Source organism: Bradyrhizobium sp. UFLA05-89 (genome assembly GCF_059803475.1).
Window position 1 is genome coordinate 26,585 of the sequence record NZ_JBANBA010000072.1, and the last position, 20,859, is coordinate 47,443.

Consider the following 20,859-nt stretch of genomic DNA (forward strand, 5'->3'; position numbering starts at 1 on the left):
CCAAGAGTAACCGTATTGTAGTTATCAAAGAGGTTACGAGCGCGGGAATGCTCTGGACGGAGAGGGCGATGCGCCTGAAAGATTTGAACGTGTTGATCGCCTGCGAAACAGAGTTCATGCGATTGGGGATGGGCAAAGTTCGTCGGCTCCATGACCGTATTCCATGGCGTAGCGGTCGCCACGGCCAAGTGGACGGCACGTTCAGCGTGTAACCTGTAAGTTAGGTTTTAGAAAGTTATGTAACGGAGGAGAAAGCTCGTGGCTGCCATCAACTATCGCACTGCTGACGTCGACGGCTGGAAGATCTTCTATCGTGAAGCCGGGCGTGCGGATGCGCCGACGCTGCTGCTGCTGCACGGCTTCCCCAGCGCTGGTCACATGTTCCGCGATCTCATCCCGCTGCTCGCCGATCGCTTTCACATCGTGGCTCCCGATCTGCCCGGCTTCGGACAGTCGGACAAGCTGGCGCGCGGCATGTTCGCGTACACATTCGATCATATTGCCGAGATCATCGACCGCTTCACCGAGGTGATCGGCCTGGAGCGCTTTGCGCTCTATGTCTTCGACTACGGTGCGCCCACGGGCTTTCGCATCGCTGCAAAACATCCGGAGCGCATCACGGCAATCATCTCGCAGAACGGCAACGCCTACGAGGAGGGCTTGAGCGACGGCTGGAATCCGATCCGGGCCTATTGGCAGGATGCGTCGGAGGAAAACCGGCAGGCGTTACGCGCCTTCCTCAAGCCGGAGACGACGATCTGGCAATACACCCACGGCGTCCCCGATGCGACCAGGGTCTCGCCGGACGGCTATTCGCTCGACAACTACTATCTTTCGCGGCCCGGCGCGGACGAGGTGCAGCTCGATCTATTCGGCGACTACAAGAGCAACGTTGCGCTCTACCCGGCTTTCCAAAATTATTTCCGCACCCACAATCCGCCATTCCTGGCGGTGTGGGGCAAGAACGATCCGTTCTTCCTGCCGGCAGGAGCGGAGGCATTCAAGCGCGACATGCCGAATGCAACGGTGCGTTTCTTCGACACCGGCCATTTCGCGCTGGAGACACACGCCGCCGAGATCGCTGCTGTGATCCGCGAGTTCCTTCCCCGCTGACATCGCACCCGCGCTTGCCGCGCCGCGCGAGCGGGCATGGCATCCAACCCACGGAGACATCAACATGCGTGCCATTGTCCTCGACAAATTCGGCGGCCTCGACAGCCTCGTCTACAAGGACATCCCCGAGCCGGAGCCCAAGCTCGGTCACGTCGTCATCGAGATCAAGGCGTTCGGCCTCAACCATGCGGAGCTGCACATGCGTCGTGGCGAATGGGCGGAGGCAGCGCCAGTGAGCGGCATCGAATGTGTGGGCCTGGTGAAATCCTGCCCCGGCGGCGAGTTTCCGGTCGGCGCGAAGGTCGCAGCACTGATGGGCGGTCTTGGCCGTACCATCAACGGCAGCTACGCCGAATATACCCGCGTTCCCGTGTCGAATGTCGCGCTGATCGAGGCGGACCTGCCGTGGGCTGAGCTGGCGGCGTTTCCCGAGACCTACGCCACGGCCTGGACCTGCCTGTTCCGCAATCTGGAGATCAGGAAAGGACAGCTCCTCGTCATTCGCGGCGCGACATCGTCCTTCGGCCAGGCCGCTCTCAAGATGGCGGTCAATGCCGGGGTTCGCGTGATCGCGACCACCCGCAGCCGTGATCGTTTCGCGCTGCTGGAGAAGCTCGGCGCCGAGCGCTGCGAAATCGACCGCCCCGACCTTTCGAAGCACATCGCCGAGGCAAAACAGATCGATGCGGTGCTCGATCTCGTCGGAAACAGCGTCGTGCTGGATTCCCTTGCCATGCTTCGTCGCGGCGGCCGTTCGTGCCTGGCCGGCTGGCTCGGCGGCCTCGATCCGATCCCGGACTTCAATCCGCTGCTGCAGATGACGAGCGGCGTCTACCTCACCTTCTTCGGCAGCTTTGTGTTTGGCACGCCGGGCTTCCCGCTGTCGGACGTGCCGCTTCAACAGATCGCGCAGGACGCAGCCGAAGGTCGGCTCGACGTCAAGCCGGCCCGCGTCTTCCGCTTCGGCGAGATCCGAGAGGCGCACCGCGTCATGGAGGCCAATGAGGCGCGCGGCAAAATGGTCGTGGTCCACGACTGACACCACGGCGATCCGGCTCGCGCTGGATGGTGACATCGTGCCGGTGATTTTGCCCGACGTCTCAAATCGCTCCCCGGCTTCGTCAGGCAACACATCGGCAGCCCGGCTACTTTGCATGGGGTTGTTTTCGAGTTTTTTGTTTGCGGGTCCCGCGCGCGATATTTGGGCGGCAAGGTCGAGCAGCATTCTCTGGTGCCGCTGGGCGAGGCCCGTCTCGGTCGCATCAGTCTCGACGAATGGTTCGGGCAGGCGCGGACGAAGGCCTGAGTATTGCCGTCAATGGCTCCTTGCAGGCTTGGGCATGAGAGCTGCCCGGGGCCTCTCAGCGCGACACGAAGGGCGCGGCCAGAACCGCGAGCATGCCAAAGGCGGCGATGTTCCAGAACAGCGAGCGGATCAGCGGTATTCCGCAGATGTAGAGCGCGGTGTAAGCGATGCGTCCGCCGAGATAGGCTATCGATCCCCAAAGGGTCAGCTCGTTGTGAACGCCTGCCGCCTGAGCGGCGAGAATCGACGCCGCAAAGAACGGAAACGTCTCCATGTAATTGCGGAAATTGCGGTTGATGCGCCCGGCGATGGGCTTGAGTGGCGGCATCTCGATGTCGCGCGGGCTCGCGGCCCATGTGAGGCCATACTGCGCGTTTGCGGCTTGCGCGGCAGCAACAAGCTGGAGAAGACCCCAAACACTCGCGGCTGTCAGTAGCATTAGCTCGAAGTTCATTCCCATCCATAAGTCCTCTTCCCAAAAAAGCGGCGGGATTTCAGCGGCGCGCAGAATGGAGGTGAGATTGTTTTGACACAAGCCGCCATTGCACGTTGTGTTGCGGGGCTCGCTACTTGGGGGAGGCGCACGGCCGCACATTGGCAGCAGGCGACAGCAGGAGCAGCACGCGTTGACCGCGTAAAGCGGTTCCAGCCCCGCAAGAAATTTCGTTAGTATGGATGGTGATCCTGTCGGATCGCACTCGGCCTGTTCGTCTTCATCCAGAGACATCTGTATGGGAGACCCAAGATGACCCCTTCCAACTATCGCTGGGTGATCGTCGCCGCCGGCGGCCTGCTTGGCTGCGTCGCGATCGGCGGCATGTTTTCGTTGCCGGTGTTCCTGCAGCCGATCGCGAAGGACACCGGGTGGTCGGTGACGGGCATCTCAAGCGCGATGACGATCGGCTTTCTCGCGATGGCCTTCACCAGCATGGCCTGGGGCACGCTGACCGACCGGTTCGGCCCGCTGCCGGTGGTGCTGACGGGGTCGACGGTGCTGGCTTTGAGCCTGTTTCTCGCGAGCCACGCAACCTCGCTGATTGCGTTCCAGTTCGTCTTTGGCCTCTTGGTCGGCGCATCCTGCGCAGCGATCTTCGCGCCGATGATGGCGACCGTCACCGGCTGGTTCGACACCCATCGCAGCCTTGCGGTCTCGTTGGTCTCGGCCGGCATGGGCATGGCGCCGATGACGATGTCGCCGCTCGCGGCCTGGCTCGTTTCCAACCATGACTGGCGCACGTCGATGCAGCTCGTGGCGCTGGTGGTCGGCGCCATCATGATCCCGGTCTCGCTGCTGGTGCGCCGTCCGCCGACGCTGGCGAACCCGCAGGCCGCAACGTCCGGTGCGGGGGCGCCGCAAGCCGAGATGTCGCTGTCGGAAGCGCTGCGCTCGCCGCAATTCCTGATCCTGATCGCGACCAACTTCTTCTGCTGCGCGACGCACTCCGGCCCCATCATCCACACCGTCAGCTATGCCGTGAGCTGCGGCATCCCGCTGATCTCGGCGGTGACGATCTACAGCGTCGAGGGCTTTGCGGGCATGGGCGGCCGGATCGCCTTCGGTCTCATGGGGGACCGCTTCGGCGCCAAGCGCGTGCTGGTCTCGGGCCTGCTTGCGCAAGCCTTCGGCGCGCTCGCCTACGTCTTCGCGCATCAGCTCGCGACCTTCTACGCGGTCGCCGCCGTGTTCGGCTTCATCTATGCCGGCACCATGCCGCTGTACGCCTCGCTCGCCCGTGAAAACTTTCCGCTGCGCATGATGGGGACGGTGATCGGCGGCACGGCGATGGCCGGCAGCCTCGGCATGGCGACCGGCCCGCTCGCCGGCGGCCTGATCTACGATGCGTTTTCGAGCTACGCCTGGCTCTATATAGGCTCCTGGGCGATGGGCCTCGGCGCGTTTTTGATGTCGATGACGTTCAAGCCGTTTGCAAAACCGCAAGGGGAGCCTGCACCGGCAACGGCGTGAGAGAGGCCGCCGAGGCGCGGCGCTAGAGCTGCGCCTCGATGGCCGCCTTGTCGACGACCGACCAGACCTGCCAAATCTTCTCGTCTCTGAATTCGTAGAAGACGTTCTCGCAGAAGGACACGCGCTTGCCGTTGACGCCGAGCCCAAGAAAAGTCCTCACCGGCGTGCAATCGAATGTCAGCCGACAGGCGATGTGTGGCGGATCGCAAATCAGCAACTCGATATTGAAATGCAGATCCGGAATCTCACGAAAATCCTGCTCCAGCATCGCGCGGTAGCCGGCGAGCCCAAGCGTCTTCGCGTTGTGGGAGACGTTATCGTGAACGAATTGTCCGAGCGCCGGCCAGTCCTGCCGGTTCAGACAGGCGATGTAGCTGCGGTAAATATCTGCGAGGTGCGCCCTGGTCATGGCGATGCTCCTGCGGCTGTGACGATAACGCAGCAGGAGCCAAAACCGGCACTCCGTTTAGAGACGCTTTTCGAAGAACAAATCGGGGTAGGGGTCGTCGTTGAAGCGCGGGATCTCGCTCCAGCCGGTCCTGCGGTAGAGCTGGCCCGCTTCCGGTAGCGCGCTGTTGGTGTCGAGCCGCAGCACGGCGATGCCGAGCTCGCGCGCGGCGCTCTCGGCCGCTTCCATCAGGCGCCGGCCGAGCCCCAGACCGCGCGCGGACGGGGAGACCCATAGCCGCTTGATTTCTGCGAAGCCATGGTCCGTTCCCTTCAGCCCGACGCACCCGATCGGCAAGCGATCCGACATCGCCACGATGAAGGTGCCGTGCGGGCGCACCATGTCCTTGGCCTCGGGGTCGCGCGACAGCTTGACGTCAAAGCCCTGTTTGAAGCGGCGCGCGAGCTCGGCGTAGTACTCGCCGAGGCAATAACGCGCCTCATCGCCGCGCGGGTTCATTTCCGTCAGCGTGGTGTGGCTCTGTCCAAGCGCAGAACCGATCATGTCCATCGCCGCCAGCAGGGCGTCCGCCTGCGAATGGTGGGCGAGCAGGGCCTCGGCCTGCGCGTTCGAGAGCGCCTCATAAGCATTGAACTCGCGCCGGCCCGCACGTGTCAGCCGGGCGACGCGGCGTCGCGCGTCGTCCTCATGCGGGCTCGTCTCGATCATCCCTTCCTCCTCGAGACTGCGTAGCAGGCGGCTCATCAGGCCGGAATCGAGGCCGAGATAGTCGCGGATCTCGGCGACGTCCTCGCGCCCGTGCCCGATCGCATTGAGCACGCGCGCCGCGCCCAGGGGGCGGCCGCGGCCGAGGAAGGAGGTATCGAGCGCGCCGACTGCAGAGGTGACGGCGCGGTTGAAGCGACGGATACGGGAAACGGGATCGAGCATGTATCTGACTTTAGTCAGATAATATTCTGAAGTCAATCGGGGCTAGCACTTTTGCGTCACCGGCGTCAGCAACGACTTGTTTCTCGACGACATAGTGACAGCCTTGCGGCTGGGCTGCGGCCGGCAGCGTGAGAAGGTTTCCGGAGAGAAGCACTGCGCTCGCCAGCACGCGTGCGGTTCTCGAAAGACGATGACTCACGATCAACTCCTTTGTCCCGATGGATCGCACCGCGCGGGCCGAGCCCATGCTCGGCCGCGCCGTGGAGGCGTAGGTTTCAGGCGAGGGTGGTGGTCACTTCGATGTTGCCGTGGACGGCCTTGGAGTAGGGGCAGATGCCGTGCGCCGCTTCGATCAGCTCCTGCGCGACCGCGCGGTCGACGCCGGGGACGCTGACGTTGAGGCGCGCGCGGAGAAAGAACGAGCCGCCCGCATTGTTCAGGTCAATCTCGGCATCCACCGCGGGCTCGCCCGACAGCTTCACCTTATGCTGCTGGGCCGCGAACTGCAGCGCGCCGAGGTAGCAGGCCGACCAGGCGGCGGCGAAAAGATTTTCGGCGGCCGGGTGCGGCTGCGGCAGCTTGATGTCGAGAAAGCCGTCACGGGAGCGCGCGGCGCCTTCTGCGCCAGCGGTGACGTGGGTCTTGCCGGTGAAGAGAAGCTTTGCGGGGGTGGTCATGGTGGAGTCCTTTCGGTGAGATATTGCTCGTATCCGAATTAATCGGATGCGATTCGAAATAAAGCTACCCTGATGCGAAGTCAAGCTCTTCCGATTTAATCGGATGCGATTTATATTGGTCGCTGCATCACGACTTCCGGAGGTTCCCGTGACCCGTTCGCCCAAACCATCGCCAAATGGCCGAAAGCTCTCAAATTTCCTGTGCTTTGCAATCTATTCAGCCAATCTCGCCTTTGGCCGCGCGTATAAGCCCATCCTGGACGCGGTCGGGCTCACCTACACCCAATACATCGCCATGGTGGCGCTCTCCGAGGAGGACGAGCAGACCGTCAGCGTGCTCGGCGAAAAGCTGTTTCTGGAATCCAACACGCTGACGCCGATCCTGAAGAAGCTGGAGCAGACGGGCTACATCCGCCGCCACCGCGATCCCGCAGATGAACGGCAGGTCAGGGTGAGCCTGACACCCTCAGGCAGAAAGCTGCTCGACAAGGATCTCGGTGAGTCCTTGGTTACAGCCACCGGGCTCGGCGACGAATTCCCGGTCGTGCAGAAGACCGTGAGCCGGCTGCGCGACAATTTGCTCCGCGCGACGCAGGGCGACGGCTAAGCCGCAAATTCCCGCGCCGGCTTCGGTCAATCCGGCAGCGGCTGGCCGGCCTGCTCTCTCACGATGTAGTCGGCGTACCAGTCCGGCCAGTTCTCATCGTGCTTGCCGCCAGTCCGCTTCTCGTGCTCACCGTGGGCCGTGGCCGCGCGCCGCAGTGCGCTGGCGAGCTCGGTTGTCGAATTGAAAGTCGTGTCGGCCTCGACGCGTCCGGGCAGGCGTGTCGTGATCTCCTGGAGCAGCCAGCCATTGCCGTCGGGATCGCGGAACGAGGCGAAGGAGCGATAGCTGCCGCGTTCCGGATCAGGGCCGCTGACGCGCCGCGAACCAAAGAGGTAGGGTTCGTCCGGACCGGCATGCGTATCGCCGCTGCCGTGAAAGACCTCGCCGACCTCGATGCCAGCGGCAGCGAGCGCGTCGCGCGCGGCCTCGATGTCGGAGACAATCAGGTACAGGCCCTGTGCAGAGCCAGGCTTGGCCGGCGTGACGTTCCTGCCGAAGATGACCGAGGCGTTCGAACCGGGCGGGGTGAACTGGATGACGCGCCAGTCGTCGCCGGAGGCGAAGTCGGCATCGAGCCGCCAGCCAAGTGTTGTGTAAAACGCCTTGGCGCGATCGACATCGGATACCGGCACGACGACGATCTCGAGCTTGAAATCGACGCTGCGCAGTTTCGAGGTGCCGGCAGCCTTGCTGTTGTCCGCGGTGGCCATGGGTTCCTCCCTTGATGTCGTGAAGCCAGGCCCGCGCATCTTGCGCGCTAAATGTGACGGCGTCAGCGATCAGGGCGCCTGACCTGCGCGGATCCGGGCGCGTGACGTGCGCGGGCGCCCAGCCCTTCGGCAAAGCCGCTGACGGCCGATCACGGAGTTGTGCCTTGCGGTTTTAATCTCAAAACATATCTTACGATATATCCAACAGAGGAGACTTAAGATATGTTTCGAGACAAGCACCACAATCGACACGACAGAGACGACCGGGAATTCCGTTTCGCATTCGCGATGGGCCGGCATGGCGGACGGCATCGCTTCGGCCGCGGTGGCCATGGCTTCTTCGGCCGCGGCGGTGGCGCCGACTTTCCGGGCGCGCGGCGGCTTTCGTCGCAGGACCTGCAGCTCGTCATTCTCGCATTGCTCGCCGACCAGCCGGCGCACGGCTATGAGCTGATCAAGACCATCGAGGAGCGCTCGGATGGCTTTTACAGCCCGAGCCCCGGCGTGATCTATCCGGCGCTGACCTATCTCGAAGAGGTCGGGCACGCCAGCGTCGAGCAGGACGCCGGCCGCAAGCGCTACAGCATCACCGCGCAGGGGCAGGCCCATCTCGCCGAGCATCGCGCTACCGCGGATGCGATCCTTCAGGCGCTGTCGCGGATCGGACGTCGCATGGACGAAGTGCGCGAGGCCTTTGCAGGCGTCAGCGATCTCGATGGCGATGCCTCCGACGAGCTGCAACGCGCCCGCCATGGCCTCAAGCGCGCGCTGCGCGCCAAGCACGGCTGCGATGCGGAAGAAGCGCGGCGGATCGCGAAGATCCTCGACCGCGCGGCTGCCGAAATTCTGCGGAGCTGAATGGGATATGATCATGTCGCAAGAGCAGCCGCACAGCCCGATCCAGGATGCGCGCATCAACGCCGTGATCGACCGCATGCAGGCCGCGCGCCGCCGTCCACCGGGCGGCGGACCGCGCGGCGGATTCGGTAGCCGCGATCCGCATGCCTATGCCGAGCAGGGTTTTTCGATTCATCCCGAGCAGGGCGAGCTGATCTACCTGTTGTGCCGGGGCATGCGCGCGACGCGCGTTGCCGAGTTCGCGACCTCCGTCGGCATGTCGACGCTGTATTTCGCGGCCGCCATGCGCGAAAATGGCGGCGGCACCGTGATCGGCTCGGAGATCGTGCCGGCCAAGGTCGCAACCGCCCGGCGCAATCTCGACGAGGCAGGCCTTGCCGCCTACGCCGAGATCCGCGAAGGCGATGCGCGCAAGACGCTGCGCGATCTCGGCGGTCCCGTCGACTTCATCCTGATCGACGGCTGGCCGGGCGAGGAGGGGCCTTCGCTGGCGCGGCAAGTGATCGAGATCGTCGCGCCGCAGCTTCGCGTCGGCGGTTACGTCATGAACGACAATGCCGAACCCGACTTCCTCGAGTTCATCCGCGATCCCAAACACGGTTTCGTCTCGATGACGCTGCCGCTCAAGGGCGGAACCGAGTTGTCGCTCAAGGTGCAGTAGTCAGGCCTGCGAGGTCTGCATGACGACCTGGACCACCTGGCTGCCTTCCGGCGTGGTCCAGTTGCCGACGAGCTCGGCCACGAGTTGATTGGTGCCGGTCAGCGTGACGCCGCCGCGCTCCATCCGCCGCAGCGCCATGTCGCTGGCCGCCGACGCCGCAACGAATTGTGCACGACATACGTCAGGTGGTGCGAACCCAAAGATCCGCGCGAGCTCGCTCGTCATCAATGTCTGTGCATGCCGAGGGCATCGTCCCTTACGCTTCACGCCGGGACTAAGGAAGTTGACGTCGCCCTCAAAGGCCGCTTCACGCTCAACAGCGTCGGCATGATCTGTCGCCTGGCGGTCCACGACCAGGGCATTGCACTCTTGTCGGAGGCCATCGCCGCCGATGACGTGGCGCGCGGCCGGCTGCGCCGCGTTCTGCCAAAATGGCAGGCATCGCCGATCTCGGTCTATGCCATCACGGCGACGCGCCTGTTGCCGGCGAAGACACAACGCTTCATCGAATTTCTTCAGGCAAGCCTGGGGCGGGCCTAGCTGCTGATGTTCATTGGGTGGGTGTGGGCTCTACCAGTCCTAGCGCTGCCCGACGGGCAAATCACGCCGGCGCTGGGTCAATGCGCATTGAGCAAGATATATCGATTGACGGAATTCGGAATTATCGTATCTTTGGCTCATCTCACCCCAAGCAGAGGGGCGTATCGCGATCGTCACGGTATGCGGGGTGAGCGGCGGTGGACGCGGGCAGCGTCGGCGCGAACAGCCATCGCAGGGCGGGTAGTCCCCGTGAGCGACGGTATCGCGCGGGTACGACGATGCTATCCGCGTATGGCAAAATCGTGTGGTCCTGGCGCCCGGAGTCTGGCGTCAAGTCGTGCGGTGATGCGGGCGGCCTGACCGGGCCCTTCGCATCGGTGAGCTGCAAGGCGACGGGGGCAATAGTGCATCGCTCCCCGGGGAGAGCACGACATAAGCCGTTAAACCACTGCGCAGGGAAAATAAATTGTCCGGTGAAGCTGTGTAGAGCCGTGTGGAGTCCTCAACTTATTGAGGATGCTCGGGGTTCTGCAATAGGCTTTCACACGCCTCCATAGGGCTCCACGCACGCAATCGCGACACTTCGCGAGACACCGGGACACGATTATGGCACGCAAGGTCAGCTTCAGTGCACTCGAAAGCCGCAATGCACGGCTCAAACTCCCAAGCCGCCGCAGGCCGTATAGCGGTCCGTCGCTGGCTCGCGGAATCCTGCTGATGTACCGGCGCAACGTGGGCAACGGCAGTTGGGTGTTGAAGGCATCGGACGGCAGGTGCGGATATTGGACGCAGCGTATCGGGGACGCTGACGATTACGAGGTTGCTGATGGCAAGAACGTGCTGACATTCCATCAGGCGCAGGACGTAGCGAAGAAGTTGGCGCGCGGCGAAGACGGGAGCCTGGACACTGCGCCGATCACGGTCGATGTGGCGCTGAAGGATTACAAGCGCGATCTCGAGGCGCGCGGCGCCAACCCCTACAACGCCGAGCACCCGCGCCTTCATCTGACAAGCGTGCTGGTATCTAAACCGGTGGCGCTGCTCACGGCCACGGAGATGAAGAAGTGGCGTGACAGCCTGCTGGGCGAGATGGCGCTGTCCACCATCAATCGGCTCTGCCGATGTGTGTCTGCCGCGCTCGCGCTGGCGGCGCAGCATGATGACCGGATCAAGAACCATCAGGCTTGGGAAGTGGGGCTGGCCGGTTTGCCGGATGCAACGGAGGTGCGCAACGTCATCCTCCCGGACGACAAGGTGCGTGCGTTCGTCGCGACCGCCTACGGGCTCGATCATCAATTCGGCTTACTGATCGACACGCTGGCGGTCACCGGCACGAGACCGAGCCAAGCCGTGCGCCTACGCGTCGAAGATCTGCATGATCATCCCGTCCGCCCGAAATTGATGATGCCCAAAAGCGCTAAGGGCGGTGGCAGAAACCGGGCGCAGAAGAAGGGCGAGCGTTACAGCGTGCCGATCACGGTGCAGCTTGCCGCCAAACTGAGGGCAGCAGCGAAGGGCCGCGCCGGCGATGCGCCCTTGCTGCTGCAGCGCGACGGCCTGGCTTGGGGCAAGGCTCCGGGGCAGAATTGCCATCGTCAGGTTGACAGCGTCGTCAAGGCCATTGGACTCGATCCCGCCGAGGTGACGATGTACGCACTTCGCCACTCGTCGATCGTCAGGATGCTGCTGGCGAACGTGCCTATCCGGCTTGTGGCATCCCTGCACAACACCAGCGTCGCGATGATTGAAAAACATTACTCGAAGTACATTACCGAGTACTCCATAGAAGACATCGCGCGCGTCGGACTCTTGTCGGAACCTTCGCCAGCCGCCGACAATGTCGTCGCGCTCGCAGTGTAACAAAATTGACAATTTTCTGCGAGTGAATCGGTAATGCCAAAGAAAGCCGTCAACTGGCGAGAGCGCATTGCTACTACCTTGGGTGGCTTGCCTCGTCGGGGCCGCCCCACCGGACGCCGAACCGGCACGAAGCCAGGCAAGCGCAGCATTCCGCAGGCGTGGCGCGATGAAAAAAAAGAACCAACGGACCTCCGCCTCAGCCAACCATGCCCGCCGTACGTCACGCCATCGTCGATCTCATCCTTCGGCCGCCGTCTCAACGGTGTCCATACTGCCGAAAAAAATCCTTGAAAAACACTGGCGCAAACAGATTCTGCCAAAGTAGTGCTAGAATACCGGCCGCCGAGCTGCTCGACCTAGATCGTGCGCTTCTTGGTGGCCCGCAGCTGCGGACGTAATAGCCGTATCTCTGAACGGCTGACCTGATTTCCGTTGCTCACTCTGAAGACTCTTTGTCTGCTCTTCCGCCACTCATGTCTCGAACTGAGCGTCGGTATCGCAGAGCCTTTGCTTAGAACGAGCAACTCGCGCTTATCATTGCGATAGACATCAAACACTTTTCGCCCCCGCTGATTATATTGGCATAGACATGAAATAAGACGGACCAGCGTAATATCTCGAAGGTCTGCGCGGGTTGTAAATCTGCAACGCTCGCCACTTTGCTTCACCGCGTTCCGGATCGGGAACGAGCGCGTCATCCGGCAACGGCCGTTGCAGCGCCTACGCCTCGCGCATTCAGATATCTTCATCGGGTCGTTAGGATCGCGGGCATCCAGCCTTCGGCTGGATGAGCTCGAAAATTGCATTTGGCACTGTCGTCAGGAAGCCGTAGGCCCCGATGCGGTCCCGGCACCGGCTTGGACTTCGTGACGCGATCTCTGTTGAGCGTCGTCCAGATGCCATTTCTCGGGGCCTCAATTCAGCCTTTCATGATAGTTATCGACGCGGCTCCTCATGTTTCGGCAGCAAACTGAACCCAATGCCGGTGACGAGATAGACAGCATCGCTTTCATCCACGAGTACGTCGCCGATCGTCATGGTTGTATGCTGTAGTCCTTTGCTCTGAAGCAAATCGAGACCTTCACCGTTCGGTGACCAGTTCTCCGCTCGCATGCGAGACAATGCATTTTCCTGACTATCGGCTTCGATATCCTTCAAGTGAACATGAGTAGCCGAGAGGTTATTGGGATTGGGCGAGCTACCAACGACATCGCGAAGAAACGATGGCTTCATAAACCAGATTTGATACTTCATCGTATGCCCCTTTTTATAGCTTGCTTCGTTCGCGCGCATAAGGCGGAGGGGATCTCGAAAACCGAGCATCCGCTTATTCCAAGCCTCGCACACGAGCCGGTCGGCTTGCTTGCGCGCTTCGCCGCCCACTCTGCCGCCGCCCGGACCGAGCCGCCGTAATTGGTGTCGCGTGATTTCGTCTCAGGTGCTAGGGATTGCGGTCGAGGGCTCGCCGGACACAATGGGCTACTACGCAGTGCGCTTGCCTACCCTCACGCTACCTACTGCCGCTTGTCCGTTGCGCCGAAGGGCGCAATCCACGCTCGTTGCCACTGCTCCGCTAGCTTCATCCACACTTCGACTGGGTTCGCTGCTGTAGCTGGACCTGTTGTGAGACCCGGCAAGGATGTGAGTTTTGACAGCATCGCCGATGGTGACGCGGTCATCGGGTTCGGCAATTTGAGCTGCTCTTCCCAAACGTCCATCATTTGATCCATCGTCTTAACTTGGATTTCGGCAACGCTTTTCAATTGTGTGCGGGCGGCATCAACGATCTGCGTTGGCCACCCAAGTGTCTTCGCGGCCACCGCCATCTGGTCGAGGACGCGCTCGCCATTTTTCTGGTTCGTGTCGGCAATCTCGTTTCGCCAAGTGGCCAATGCCTTCAAGGCTGCGTTCGCGGCTTCTTGAGCCTCTTTGGTGAGCCCGGAGGCGGCCACAGGATCGAAGGCGCGAGGTTTGGTCTCAAAGAAGCTCACAGACATGACCTGTTCTCCTTGATTGACTTCCCACCCTGCTGAACGCTTTCACGAGGCACCCGAAATCGCTTGATGCAGATCAAGGGAATGCTGGGCGAACGGGGTTGACCAAGTGCCAAAGTGTTCACTCAAATATTGTACGGGCCGAGTTCGAACGATACCGCCTTTCGAGGTGACGTAATGCAGCATCAGCGGCGCACCTTTGCAAACCGTGCCGGAGCTGATGTTGATAATGTTGCCGTACTTCCCGGCGATCATCGCTGGCGCAGCATCTAGTGCTTTGGCGGCTCTCTCTCTCCGATACGCTCTGCGGCTGCCAAGAGGAGCATCGTCAGCGCAAACCCCAACATGATCGCAATGAGCCATCCGAGCTTGCTGCTGTCCGCGTTGTGTTCGATATCCAGGAACCATTCCAGCACATTCACTGCCGCGATGGCGACAATGGATGCGAGCAGCCTCTGCTTCAGGCCCGAGAAGCCGACGTTCGCCAGGCCGGCTGGCCAAGCCGGCCGCCGCTGCACGTCAATTGGTGCCTGGAAGTTCTCGTAGCTCGAGCAAATCACAATCACGATCAAATTGGCCGTGAGAGCGACGTCAACCAGCTTCAGGCTTCCAACAATGATTTCGGACGGATCGGCGATCCGGGCGCGCGCGAAAAAATCGAACAATTTCAGCACGAAGTTGTAGAGCAGTCCCGCGAGGGTAAGTATCAGGCCAAGCAGAAATGGAGCAATCAACCAGCGGGAGTTTGCAATGATTGCTTCGAGCGTCAGGCGCAAGCGATCCAAGACAAACTCCCTGCGGTTGTTTGACCCCGAGAGGCCCTTTGGGCTGGGACACAAATTGCCAGAATTGACCTGTCACGCCCATCACAAGGTAGCTGACAGAAGAATTGCGGTCGTGAGGGTGGCGATGCTGGCAATTGTACTCACGATTAAGGTTGTTCCAACCCGCACGGACGCAACATTGTAACGGATCGCAAAGAGAACGCCGAAGGCACCGGAGGGGACCGCCATCAACATGACCGCGATACGCGCGTCCGCACTATCGAGCAGCGAAATCGCGAGCAGTGCTGTCATCAGCGGCTGCAGCACGTTCTTGATCATGGCTGCCACCCCCACATCTGTCGTGAGCCGAACTGGCTGCGCGGACAACACCAGACCGGTGAGAAACAAGGCAGTTCCGGACGCCCCCTGGCCGACCAGGGCGAGCGTGCTGTCGAGTAGCGACGGAGGCGACAGGCCGAGAAGCGACCACGCGAGCCCGAGCAGTGGCGCGATCACGATCGGCTTGGCCAGCGCAGCTTTGACGACGGCCGTGACATTGCGGCTCTTGCCGGCCCCAGACTCCAACAGCAGAAGGGTAAGCGGTGTGACCACGATGGCTGCCACGGCCACCGTGACGGCCACCGAGACCGAGGCCGATTTGTTGAACAGGGCGACGACGATCGGAAGACCGGCGGATCCCACATTGGGACCGGATGCGGTCAATGCGATCAGTGCGCTCTCGCGCCGGTCGTCGCCGAACACGCGGGTCTGTACAAAGTATGTCATGCCATAGGCGAAGAGCATCGCCGCCAGCACCACCAGCGCGAGCCGAGCCTGGTCGATCATGGCCTGGCGCGATGCCTGTGCCATCGCCGTAAACAATGCCGCCGGCAGCGCGAAATCCATGACCAGCACATTGAGCGAATCGACGTTGCGGTTGTCGAACTCTCTTGTCCGACCAGCCGCATAGCCGAGCGCCATGACAAGGAACACTGGCGCAAGCGAGGCGAGGATGGTCATGGTTTCGGTCATGGCGTGTTCCGGCTTGGTGCATGCGCATTGGAAAGGCTGACCCTTACCGAGCCGCCATGACCGGCAAGTGCGCTCGCGAGCCAGCCATGGATGATCACGAGGCCAGTGCCGGCGAGCAGCGAGACCAGGACGCTGAAAATGGCGTTCCACAAGCTTGGCGAGATCAGGGCATCGACCGTGAACGCTCCGGGCGAGAGACTGAGACAAGCAAATGTCGAGGCGAATCCGTAAAAGGCCGCCGGTACGATGCAAAGCGATAGCATGCGCGAAGCAGTCACAATCAGGAACGAGGCGATGCCGGCAACGGCCGGCGTCAAGAGTGTTGCATTCGCCGACGGCCCGCGAACCGCAACGATGAGGGCAACCAGCCATGCCATGATGCAGCCGAATGCGAGCGCGGATGACGAGCGTACCGCCGCCTGCCGGGTCGCCCCGGAGTGGTCGTAACTCGCCCAGCCGATAAAGGCGGCCCACACGAACAGGGCAGGAAGCTGTGAAAAAGCGAGGACAGAAGCCGCGGCAACGAGCGCCGCGGCAAGGGCTGCTGCTGTCAGGGGTGGCAGGTTCATTTGATCACCCTTTGTCTGGACTTGACTGCCTTCAGTTCACGATCCCTGATCGAATGCTCAGGTGATGATGTGCCTTTTCGAGGCATGCACCGCGATCAGGCGGCGACGCTGGTCGGCTTCGTGCTCTCGCTAACCGGCATGCCGGGGTAGAAGCTGGCAAGCCAATAGACGATGGCGTGACGCGCGGCCGCCGAGTTTCCGAGCTGGCAATGCTGTTCCGCACCTTCGCGCGCCGTGAATATCCGCGTCGTCACGGACCGGGCGCAGACGAGCTCGCGCATGGTCCGATGGACCCAGCTGACATCGAACAGATGATCCTGCTCGCCCTCGGTCAGCAGGATGTCCTGCTTGACGTTGTGCAAGATTCCGTCGAGCGAGTGCTTCGCAATAGCCGTCAGGAAATCGAATGGCGTCTTGGTGCCGGTGATGTGCATCCCCTGGACAACACACCATTCGAAGACGGAGCTCGGCAGGCGCTCCTGGGCCACGATCTGCTCGGTCCCTTTGCGATCGCCGGCGTTGAACCGCGAGATCAGATCCTGCGCCTTGCCGGGCCGCATTTGCTTCAGTGTCATGTCGAGACCCGAATAGGAGGTGGGCATCGAGATGATGTGCTTGATGCGGGGCTCGAACGCCGCCGCCCGGATTGACATGTAACCTCCGCAGGAGGCACCCAGCCAATCAACGGCATCGAGCTCGAAGTAATCGATCGCCGCCTTGGCGGGCTTTTCCCACGCGTGGTCCAGATAAATTCCCTGCCGCAAGGCACCGCCCTGGCCGGGTCCATCGAAGGCGATGACGGTAATTCCAAGATCGGTCAGGGGCAGAAGGAAGTTATAGAACTCCTCGACGAATGAATCGTATCCACCGGTGAAGATGAGCGTACTGCGTTCCTTGCCTTTTGCCTGAAGCCTAAAGCCCGGGAGATGACCGCCGGGATACGGGATCACGACGCGCTCGTAACCGGCGACTCCTTTCATGCCGAGCGCCCAGTTGCGCGCGAAGTCGTCGTAGAGGCCGTTGCGCACGTCGCCGGCGGGCAAATAGAACTCCGCGCCGTGATAGTAGGAGGCGGCGTCCAGATGCCGCTTCTCGGCTTCCGCCCTTTTGGCAACTTCCAGCCAAACCGCATACCAGGAATCGTAATCCTTGATGCGCGGCGCGATCGCGCCGAGTTCCTTGAGGCGCGCCGGTGACGTACCGTCAAGCAGCGGCCGGTTAAAGGTGTAGTTCATCCCGGGGTCGGGCAATATTTGAATGAAGGGCATCGCGTTCTCCGTCGGGTAGGATTAGTTGCCGCTAAACGATTGACCCGAACCGGTGTTGACGCCATATCAATGTGGGCACCATCCTGTTGCCGAAAACGCAACACCATCGGAGGTCCAGAACATGGATTTCACGGCCCTTCGCTATTTCAGCGCCACGGCCCAGGCCCGCTCGATCCGCGCGGCATCGGACCGGCTTCATGTCTCGCCATCAGCCATCAGCCGACAGATCGCAAAACTCGAGCACGAGCTTCGTGCGCCGATCTTCGACCGGCGCGCCCAGGGCATGAAACTTACGGCGGCCGGAGAAATCCTGTTGTCGAAAATCGATGGCGTGATGCGCGAGTTCTCGCGCGTCAAGTCCCACATCGCGGCATTGCAAGATCTTCAGGCTGGAAATGTTGATGTCTATTGCTTCCAAACCGCGATCGAGAGCTTTGTGGCGCCGGTCCTCAATCGTTTTCACGTGCAATATCCGGATGTGACCTTCCACGTCAGAATGAGCAGCACCGACGAGGCAATAGAGGCACTAATCGCGGGCTCTGCCGAGATCGGCATGATCTTGAATGCTCCGGCCCGCGACAACATCACGAGACTGGAAGTCTTCCGCGACAGAATGGTCGCAGCTTTGTCACCCACGCACCCCCTTGCCGGGCGAAAGTTGCTGTCGCTGCATGAGCTAGGTGGTTTCCCCTTCGTCCTGACCGAGCCGTCCTTTGGTCTTCGCCAGCAGCTTGATCGTGTTTTCGCAAAACATCGATTTGAACCGAACGCATTTTGCGTCACCAACTCGCTGGCTCTCATCAAGGAAGTCGCCGGGATTGGCAACAACTGCACTCTGCTGCCGCGATTTGCGATCGAGCAGGAGTTGGCGGCCGGCTCGCTCAATTCTGCGGGCGTGAGGGAATTTGCGTCGGATCCGCTGGTCTTCTGCATTTGCTCTCTCAGCGACCGCTCGCTGTCACCGGCAGCCAAGGTCTTCATGGACATCGTGGTCGACTATTGCCGCCGCTACCGCCATTGAGGTAGTGTCGATGGACCGGGCGCGGGCCTGGTCTGCATTTTTGGAAATTGTGCATTAGTTGGCAGTGTCTCTTCCTGGAACGGAGGAGAGCTATCATGCTCCGACGCCGCAAATTCCTTCAGCTCAGTGCGGCCAGCATCGCCGCATCCGCAAGCCGCGTGGTCGCCGCGCCGGCCTCCTATCCGAACAGGGCCGTTTATTTGATCGTCGGCTTTTCGCCGGGCGGCAACACGGATATCGTGGCGCGCCTCGTCGGGCATTGGCTGTCGCGGCAATTCGGCCAACCCTTCATTGTCGAGAACCATACCGGTGCCGCGACGAATATTGCGACCGAACAGGTCGTGCGCGCAGCACCTGACGGCTACACACTGCTGGTCGCTTCGGCAGCGAATGCAATAAACGCAACCCTCTACCGAAATCTGAAATTCAACTTCATTCGTGACACTGTCCCTATCGGGATGATCGCCAGCACGCCGCTCGTGATGTGTGTCAATCCCGCATTCCCTGCACAGTCGGTCACCGAGTTCGTCGCAAGGGCAAGGGCTGATCCGGGCGGATTGAACTTTGCGTCGAGCGGAGCAGGCAGCCCGCCGCATGTCGCGGCCGAGCTGTTCAAGATGATGACCGACATCAAGATGCTGCACATTTCGTACCGTGGCGACGCTGAAGCCATCACCGATCTGCTCGGAGGGCGCGTTCACGTCTACTTCGCCACCCTGCCTGGAGCGATCGGATTCATCAAGACCGGGGCTTTGCGCGCGTTGGCCGTCAGTGCCGCAGAGCGCTCTCCGTCACTGCCAGAGGTTCCCGCCATGGCTGACTTTCTGCCCGGTTATGAAGCAGCCATATGGAACGGTCTCAACGCGCCGAAGAGCACCCCAGAGGTGGTCGTCCTGGAGCTCAATCAGGCGATCAACAGGAGCCTCGGCGATCCGAAACTCGCGGCACGACTCGCCGAGGTGGGTGCGAAGGCCGTCCCCGGCTCTCCCGAGGACTATTCCAGGTTCATTGCCAACGAGACCGAGAAATGGGGACGGATCGTCGATTCAATAGGCGCACGCCTGGAATAGTGTCACGTCTCTTTGAACCATTCTACACGACAAAACCCAACGGCATTGGAATGGGACTAACAATCTGCCGTTCAATCGTCGAAGCCCATGGCGGACGCGTAGCCGTACGGCGAGTTGATTGAGTTTGTTCTAGTCGAGTGCCGAAGCCGCGCCCACGCATCAGCGGCAACACCGTTTGCTGCTGACGGTGCCATCCTGACTGAGCCAGCGCCAATAAGGGCGGAAGAGGCAAGGCGATCAAGATGCCTTCGCGCTCATCCCAATTCACGTTCCGGATCGCAGGGTCCTTCGCACCACAGCCACATCGGCCTCGAGCATTTCAAGTTGGCTCGCCAGACCGCTGAACGTCCGGCTTATGTTCGTCAGACGAGAAGCTCGTCTTGCGGAAATTCCGGCCTGACCCGCTTGCTCTCTATATGCGGATGCAATCGAACGATACTCATCAGCAGGCATTGTGCGGTGGGTCATACGCGGCGTCTGCCTCAAGTCCGACCAGCGTCGCACCGTGCAATAATTTCAATGAACCGTATTACGGAGCTTCCCAAGGTTACGCGCCCTGGCGAGAAACGACGATTTCTCGAAAGTGTGAGACGGCAGATGTAAAGTCCGACATAGTGGGTCGCTGCAGCCGGCCCGCCAATTGTCTGCAACCGTCCTGTATCGGCTCGATACTCGGGCCAGCTCGACCAGCTTGCGCGCTGCGGCGGCGTGCCATTCGGGCGCATCGTGCACCTTGGGCGGCAGAGCAGCGATGTACTCGCCGGCGTCGCGCAAGGTCAGCAGCTTGCGGTCGGCGATCTCAATCGGACCTTCAAAACAGCGGCCCCAGCCTCGATCGGTCATTCAGCCTAGCCCCACGCCCGTTCGGAATTAAGGGCTTTTTTTCACGAGTCATGCTATTTTATTCCCAAAATCAATTGCCAGGGGAGGACCGCAATGCTCGCGGAAAAATTCTTTCTGGTTCTGGAGACGATTAAAAGTCACTCGTCCGATGAGGGTGTGAGGATTGTCAGTTCAACGCCGCAAGTCCCGGCGAAGCTGCCAACCAAGAAATGAAGCGCGGGGCAGCCTCAGTTGGCGGCCTCTGCATTCAAGACCCGGACATAGGTGCCGCTCTCGTGCAGCTCGAGCCAGCCGCGCTCGACCGCCATCTTGATGCCCGCACCGAACTCCGGGCCGGTGGCTTTCAGTGTGTAGAGGAACGGCGCGTTGATCTTCTCGATATGGATTCGGCCGTCTTGGACGGGCTCAATGCCAGCGGCGATCTCGATGAGTTGTCGTGCGGCGGCCTCGGGGGTGGCGAAGGGGCGTTCGGCGGTGAGTTTCATGAGCGGGCCGACACAAGTCTTAGAACGCCCGCAGCGGCAACGACAACTGCACGCCAAGCGCCCGCCCGGTGAAGCGCTCGATGAACTCCTGCACCGCCACGGACACCTCGCGCCCTTCGTCGGCCACGCGCTGCGACAGCTCCTCGGCAACCTCTCTCGATGCGTCGCGTGACCAG

Annotated in this window: 26 protein-coding genes and 3 pseudogenes; 13 read left to right on the forward strand and 16 right to left on the reverse strand. The window is 61.5% G+C overall.

All coding sequences use genetic code 11. The annotated features are described in order from the left end of the window. The first annotated feature begins 68 nt into the window (after positions 1-68). The 3 genes from SO139_RS30010 to SO139_RS30020 all read left to right on the forward strand — a co-directional run bounded on the left by SO139_RS30010 (position 69) and on the right by SO139_RS30020 (position 2,152). On the forward strand, positions 69-212 hold the full coding sequence (locus tag SO139_RS30010) for a VOC family protein (protein WP_449383209.1): 144 nt from the start codon (positions 69-71) through the stop codon (positions 210-212). Positions 213-258: 46 nt separating this feature from the next. Continuing rightward, on the forward strand, positions 259-1,113 hold the full coding sequence (locus SO139_RS30015; RefSeq protein WP_449383208.1) for an alpha/beta fold hydrolase: 855 nt from the start codon (positions 259-261) through the stop codon (positions 1,111-1,113). A 64-nt stretch (positions 1,114-1,177) separates the two neighbouring features. Further along, complete coding sequence (locus SO139_RS30020; RefSeq protein WP_498541082.1) at positions 1,178-2,152, forward strand: zinc-binding alcohol dehydrogenase family protein; 975 nt, start codon at positions 1,178-1,180, stop codon at positions 2,150-2,152. A 322-nt stretch (positions 2,153-2,474) separates the two neighbouring features. Here SO139_RS30020 and SO139_RS30025 read toward each other — a convergent pair whose 3' ends face one another. Next, positions 2,475-3,146: an MAPEG family protein gene (locus SO139_RS30025; protein WP_449383206.1), complete on the reverse strand. Its 672-nt coding sequence runs from the start codon at positions 3,144-3,146 to the stop codon at positions 2,475-2,477. Positions 3,147-3,164: 18 nt separating this feature from the next. On the opposite strand from SO139_RS30025, the gene SO139_RS30030 reads away from it, so the two are divergent. Beyond that, a complete protein-coding gene (locus SO139_RS30030) occupies positions 3,165-4,385 on the forward strand; it encodes an MFS transporter (RefSeq protein ID WP_449383205.1) in 1,221 nt (406 codons plus the stop codon). 22 nt (positions 4,386-4,407) lie between these two features. On the opposite strand, the gene SO139_RS30035 is transcribed toward SO139_RS30030, so the two are convergent. The 3 genes from SO139_RS30035 to SO139_RS30045 all read right to left on the reverse strand — a co-directional run bounded on the left by SO139_RS30035 (position 4,408) and on the right by SO139_RS30045 (position 6,401). After that, positions 4,408-4,794 carry an ester cyclase gene (locus SO139_RS30035; protein ID WP_449383204.1) on the reverse strand — a complete coding sequence of 129 codons (387 nt, stop codon included), beginning with the start codon at positions 4,792-4,794 and terminating at the stop codon, positions 4,408-4,410. 57 nt (positions 4,795-4,851) lie between these two features. Beyond that, on the reverse strand, positions 4,852-5,724 hold the full coding sequence (locus SO139_RS30040) for a GNAT family N-acetyltransferase (protein WP_449383203.1): 873 nt from the start codon (positions 5,722-5,724) through the stop codon (positions 4,852-4,854). 275 nt (positions 5,725-5,999) lie between these two features. After that, positions 6,000-6,401 carry an Ohr family peroxiredoxin gene (locus SO139_RS30045; RefSeq protein ID WP_449383202.1) on the reverse strand — a complete coding sequence of 134 codons (402 nt, stop codon included), beginning with the start codon at positions 6,399-6,401 and terminating at the stop codon, positions 6,000-6,002. Between the two features lie 148 nt (positions 6,402-6,549). On the opposite strand from SO139_RS30045, the gene SO139_RS30050 reads away from it, so the two are divergent. Further along, positions 6,550-7,008 (forward strand): MarR family winged helix-turn-helix transcriptional regulator, encoded by a 459-nt coding sequence (locus SO139_RS30050; RefSeq protein WP_449383201.1) that lies wholly within the window; start codon positions 6,550-6,552, stop codon positions 7,006-7,008. A gap of 26 nt (positions 7,009-7,034) precedes the next feature. On the opposite strand, the gene SO139_RS30055 is transcribed toward SO139_RS30050, so the two are convergent. Then, entirely contained in the window at positions 7,035-7,718 is a 684-nt protein-coding gene (locus SO139_RS30055; protein WP_449383200.1) for a VOC family protein, read from the reverse strand. A gap of 222 nt (positions 7,719-7,940) precedes the next feature. Here SO139_RS30055 and SO139_RS30060 point away from each other — a divergent pair, with 222 nt between their 5' ends. Beyond that, on the forward strand, positions 7,941-8,576 hold the full coding sequence (locus SO139_RS30060) for a PadR family transcriptional regulator (RefSeq protein WP_449383199.1): 636 nt from the start codon (positions 7,941-7,943) through the stop codon (positions 8,574-8,576). Between the two features lie 13 nt (positions 8,577-8,589). Then, positions 8,590-9,237, forward strand: coding sequence for an O-methyltransferase (locus tag SO139_RS30065; protein WP_449383198.1), 648 nt, complete (start codon positions 8,590-8,592; stop codon positions 9,235-9,237). Here the strand turns inward: SO139_RS30065 and SO139_RS30070 are convergent, their stop codons facing one another. Further along, positions 9,238-9,462, reverse strand: a complete 225-nt coding sequence (locus SO139_RS30070; RefSeq protein ID WP_449383197.1) for a hypothetical protein — start codon at positions 9,460-9,462, stop codon at positions 9,238-9,240. It abuts the gene before it with no gap. A gap of 12 nt (positions 9,463-9,474) precedes the next feature. Here SO139_RS30070 and SO139_RS30075 point away from each other — a divergent pair, with 12 nt between their 5' ends. Next, positions 9,475-9,777: a LysR substrate-binding domain-containing protein gene (locus SO139_RS30075; protein ID WP_449383196.1), complete on the forward strand. Its 303-nt coding sequence runs from the start codon at positions 9,475-9,477 to the stop codon at positions 9,775-9,777. Positions 9,778-10,383: 606 nt separating this feature from the next. Continuing rightward, positions 10,384-11,637 (forward strand): site-specific integrase, encoded by a 1,254-nt coding sequence (locus SO139_RS30080; protein WP_449383180.1) that lies wholly within the window; start codon positions 10,384-10,386, stop codon positions 11,635-11,637. Between the two features lie 751 nt (positions 11,638-12,388). On the opposite strand, the pseudogene SO139_RS30085 reads toward SO139_RS30080, so the two are convergent. From SO139_RS30085 to SO139_RS30120, 8 genes and pseudogenes are all read right to left on the reverse strand, one after another. Then, positions 12,389-12,538: pseudogene (locus SO139_RS30085) on the reverse strand (SOS response-associated peptidase); the annotation flags it as partial. Positions 12,539-12,573: 35 nt separating this feature from the next. Beyond that, entirely contained in the window at positions 12,574-13,020 is a 447-nt protein-coding gene (locus SO139_RS30090; protein WP_449383179.1) for a hypothetical protein, read from the reverse strand. 131 nt (positions 13,021-13,151) lie between these two features. Further along, positions 13,152-13,634, reverse strand: a complete 483-nt coding sequence (locus SO139_RS30095; RefSeq protein WP_449383178.1) for a hypothetical protein — start codon at positions 13,632-13,634, stop codon at positions 13,152-13,154. A gap of 42 nt (positions 13,635-13,676) precedes the next feature. Continuing rightward, on the reverse strand, positions 13,677-13,886 hold the full coding sequence (locus SO139_RS30100) for a hypothetical protein (RefSeq protein ID WP_498541083.1): 210 nt from the start codon (positions 13,884-13,886) through the stop codon (positions 13,677-13,679). A 14-nt stretch (positions 13,887-13,900) separates the two neighbouring features. Further along, positions 13,901-14,416 carry a YqhA family protein gene (locus tag SO139_RS30105; protein WP_449383177.1) on the reverse strand — a complete coding sequence of 172 codons (516 nt, stop codon included), beginning with the start codon at positions 14,414-14,416 and terminating at the stop codon, positions 13,901-13,903. An 81-nt stretch (positions 14,417-14,497) separates the two neighbouring features. Next, positions 14,498-15,427 carry an AEC family transporter gene (locus SO139_RS30110; RefSeq protein ID WP_449383176.1) on the reverse strand — a complete coding sequence of 310 codons (930 nt, stop codon included), beginning with the start codon at positions 15,425-15,427 and terminating at the stop codon, positions 14,498-14,500. Further along, positions 15,424-15,996, reverse strand: coding sequence for a DUF1097 domain-containing protein (locus SO139_RS30115; protein ID WP_449383175.1), 573 nt, complete (start codon positions 15,994-15,996; stop codon positions 15,424-15,426). Before SO139_RS30115 ends, SO139_RS30110 begins: the two co-directional genes overlap by 4 nt. 95 nt (positions 15,997-16,091) lie before the next feature. Beyond that, entirely contained in the window at positions 16,092-17,264 is a 1,173-nt protein-coding gene (locus SO139_RS30120; protein ID WP_449383174.1) for an alpha/beta hydrolase family protein, read from the reverse strand. Between the two features lie 121 nt (positions 17,265-17,385). Here SO139_RS30120 and SO139_RS30125 point away from each other — a divergent pair. The 4 genes and pseudogenes from SO139_RS30125 to SO139_RS30140 form a co-directional block, all read left to right on the forward strand. Continuing rightward, positions 17,386-17,559, forward strand: a pseudogene (locus SO139_RS30125) (LysR family transcriptional regulator); the annotation flags it as partial. 39 nt (positions 17,560-17,598) lie between these two features. Then, entirely contained in the window at positions 17,599-18,285 is a 687-nt protein-coding gene (locus tag SO139_RS30130; protein WP_474797074.1) for a LysR family transcriptional regulator substrate-binding protein, read from the forward strand. Positions 18,286-18,380: 95 nt separating this feature from the next. Further along, positions 18,381-19,355, forward strand: a complete 975-nt coding sequence (locus SO139_RS30135) for a tripartite tricarboxylate transporter substrate binding protein (RefSeq protein ID WP_498541084.1) — start codon at positions 18,381-18,383, stop codon at positions 19,353-19,355. Further along, positions 19,355-19,477 (forward strand): annotated as a pseudogene (locus SO139_RS30140) (ATP-binding protein); the annotation flags it as partial. The gene SO139_RS30135 and the pseudogene SO139_RS30140, both read left to right, overlap by 1 nt. A gap of 394 nt (positions 19,478-19,871) precedes the next feature. On the opposite strand, the gene SO139_RS30145 reads toward SO139_RS30140, so the two are convergent. Together SO139_RS30145 and SO139_RS30150 are read right to left on the reverse strand one after the other, a co-directional pair. Next, positions 19,872-20,198: a hypothetical protein gene (locus SO139_RS30145; RefSeq protein ID WP_449383172.1), complete on the reverse strand. Its 327-nt coding sequence runs from the start codon at positions 20,196-20,198 to the stop codon at positions 19,872-19,874. A 227-nt stretch (positions 20,199-20,425) separates the two neighbouring features. Further along, a complete protein-coding gene (locus SO139_RS30150) occupies positions 20,426-20,683 on the reverse strand; it encodes a hypothetical protein (protein WP_449383171.1) in 258 nt (85 codons plus the stop codon). Between the last annotated feature and the right edge of the window lie 176 nt (positions 20,684-20,859).

What these genes read in the sequence shown, in the direction of transcription:
- SO139_RS30025 (WP_449383206.1), bottom strand. Translation starts at nt 3,146, where the DNA reads ATGTCTCTGGATGAAGACGAACAGGCCGAGTGCGATCCGACAGGATCA.
- SO139_RS30035 (WP_449383204.1), bottom strand. Translation starts at nt 4,794, where the DNA reads ATGACCAGGGCGCACCTCGCAGATATTTACCGCAGCTACATCGCCTGT.
- SO139_RS30030 (WP_449383205.1), top strand. Translation starts at nt 3,165, where the DNA reads ATGACCCCTTCCAACTATCGCTGGGTGATCGTCGCCGCCGGCGGCCTG.
- SO139_RS30065 (WP_449383198.1), top strand. Translation starts at nt 8,590, where the DNA reads ATGTCGCAAGAGCAGCCGCACAGCCCGATCCAGGATGCGCGCATCAAC.
- SO139_RS30020 (WP_498541082.1), top strand. Translation starts at nt 1,178, where the DNA reads ATGCGTGCCATTGTCCTCGACAAATTCGGCGGCCTCGACAGCCTCGTC.
- SO139_RS30070 (WP_449383197.1), bottom strand. Translation starts at nt 9,462, where the DNA reads ATGACGAGCGAGCTCGCGCGGATCTTTGGGTTCGCACCACCTGACGTA.
- SO139_RS30135 (WP_498541084.1), top strand. Translation starts at nt 18,381, where the DNA reads ATGCTCCGACGCCGCAAATTCCTTCAGCTCAGTGCGGCCAGCATCGCC.
- SO139_RS30150 (WP_449383171.1), bottom strand. Translation starts at nt 20,683, where the DNA reads ATGAAACTCACCGCCGAACGCCCCTTCGCCACCCCCGAGGCCGCCGCA.
- SO139_RS30055 (WP_449383200.1), bottom strand. Translation starts at nt 7,718, where the DNA reads ATGGCCACCGCGGACAACAGCAAGGCTGCCGGCACCTCGAAACTGCGC.
- SO139_RS30115 (WP_449383175.1), bottom strand. Translation starts at nt 15,996, where the DNA reads ATGAACCTGCCACCCCTGACAGCAGCAGCCCTTGCCGCGGCGCTCGTT.
- SO139_RS30060 (WP_449383199.1), top strand. Translation starts at nt 7,941, where the DNA reads ATGTTTCGAGACAAGCACCACAATCGACACGACAGAGACGACCGGGAA.
- SO139_RS30075 (WP_449383196.1), top strand. Translation starts at nt 9,475, where the DNA reads ATGCCGAGGGCATCGTCCCTTACGCTTCACGCCGGGACTAAGGAAGTT.
- SO139_RS30040 (WP_449383203.1), bottom strand. Translation starts at nt 5,724, where the DNA reads ATGCTCGATCCCGTTTCCCGTATCCGTCGCTTCAACCGCGCCGTCACC.
- SO139_RS30045 (WP_449383202.1), bottom strand. Translation starts at nt 6,401, where the DNA reads ATGACCACCCCCGCAAAGCTTCTCTTCACCGGCAAGACCCACGTCACC.
- SO139_RS30110 (WP_449383176.1), bottom strand. Translation starts at nt 15,427, where the DNA reads ATGACCGAAACCATGACCATCCTCGCCTCGCTTGCGCCAGTGTTCCTT.
- SO139_RS30120 (WP_449383174.1), bottom strand. Translation starts at nt 17,264, where the DNA reads ATGCCCTTCATTCAAATATTGCCCGACCCCGGGATGAACTACACCTTT.
- SO139_RS30145 (WP_449383172.1), bottom strand. Translation starts at nt 20,198, where the DNA reads ATGACCGATCGAGGCTGGGGCCGCTGTTTTGAAGGTCCGATTGAGATC.
- SO139_RS30010 (WP_449383209.1), top strand. Translation starts at nt 69, where the DNA reads ATGCGCCTGAAAGATTTGAACGTGTTGATCGCCTGCGAAACAGAGTTC.
- SO139_RS30095 (WP_449383178.1), bottom strand. Translation starts at nt 13,634, where the DNA reads ATGTCTGTGAGCTTCTTTGAGACCAAACCTCGCGCCTTCGATCCTGTG.
- SO139_RS30100 (WP_498541083.1), bottom strand. Translation starts at nt 13,886, where the DNA reads ATGATCGCCGGGAAGTACGGCAACATTATCAACATCAGCTCCGGCACG.
- SO139_RS30130 (WP_474797074.1), top strand. Translation starts at nt 17,599, where the DNA reads ATGCGCGAGTTCTCGCGCGTCAAGTCCCACATCGCGGCATTGCAAGAT.
- SO139_RS30080 (WP_449383180.1), top strand. Translation starts at nt 10,384, where the DNA reads ATGGCACGCAAGGTCAGCTTCAGTGCACTCGAAAGCCGCAATGCACGG.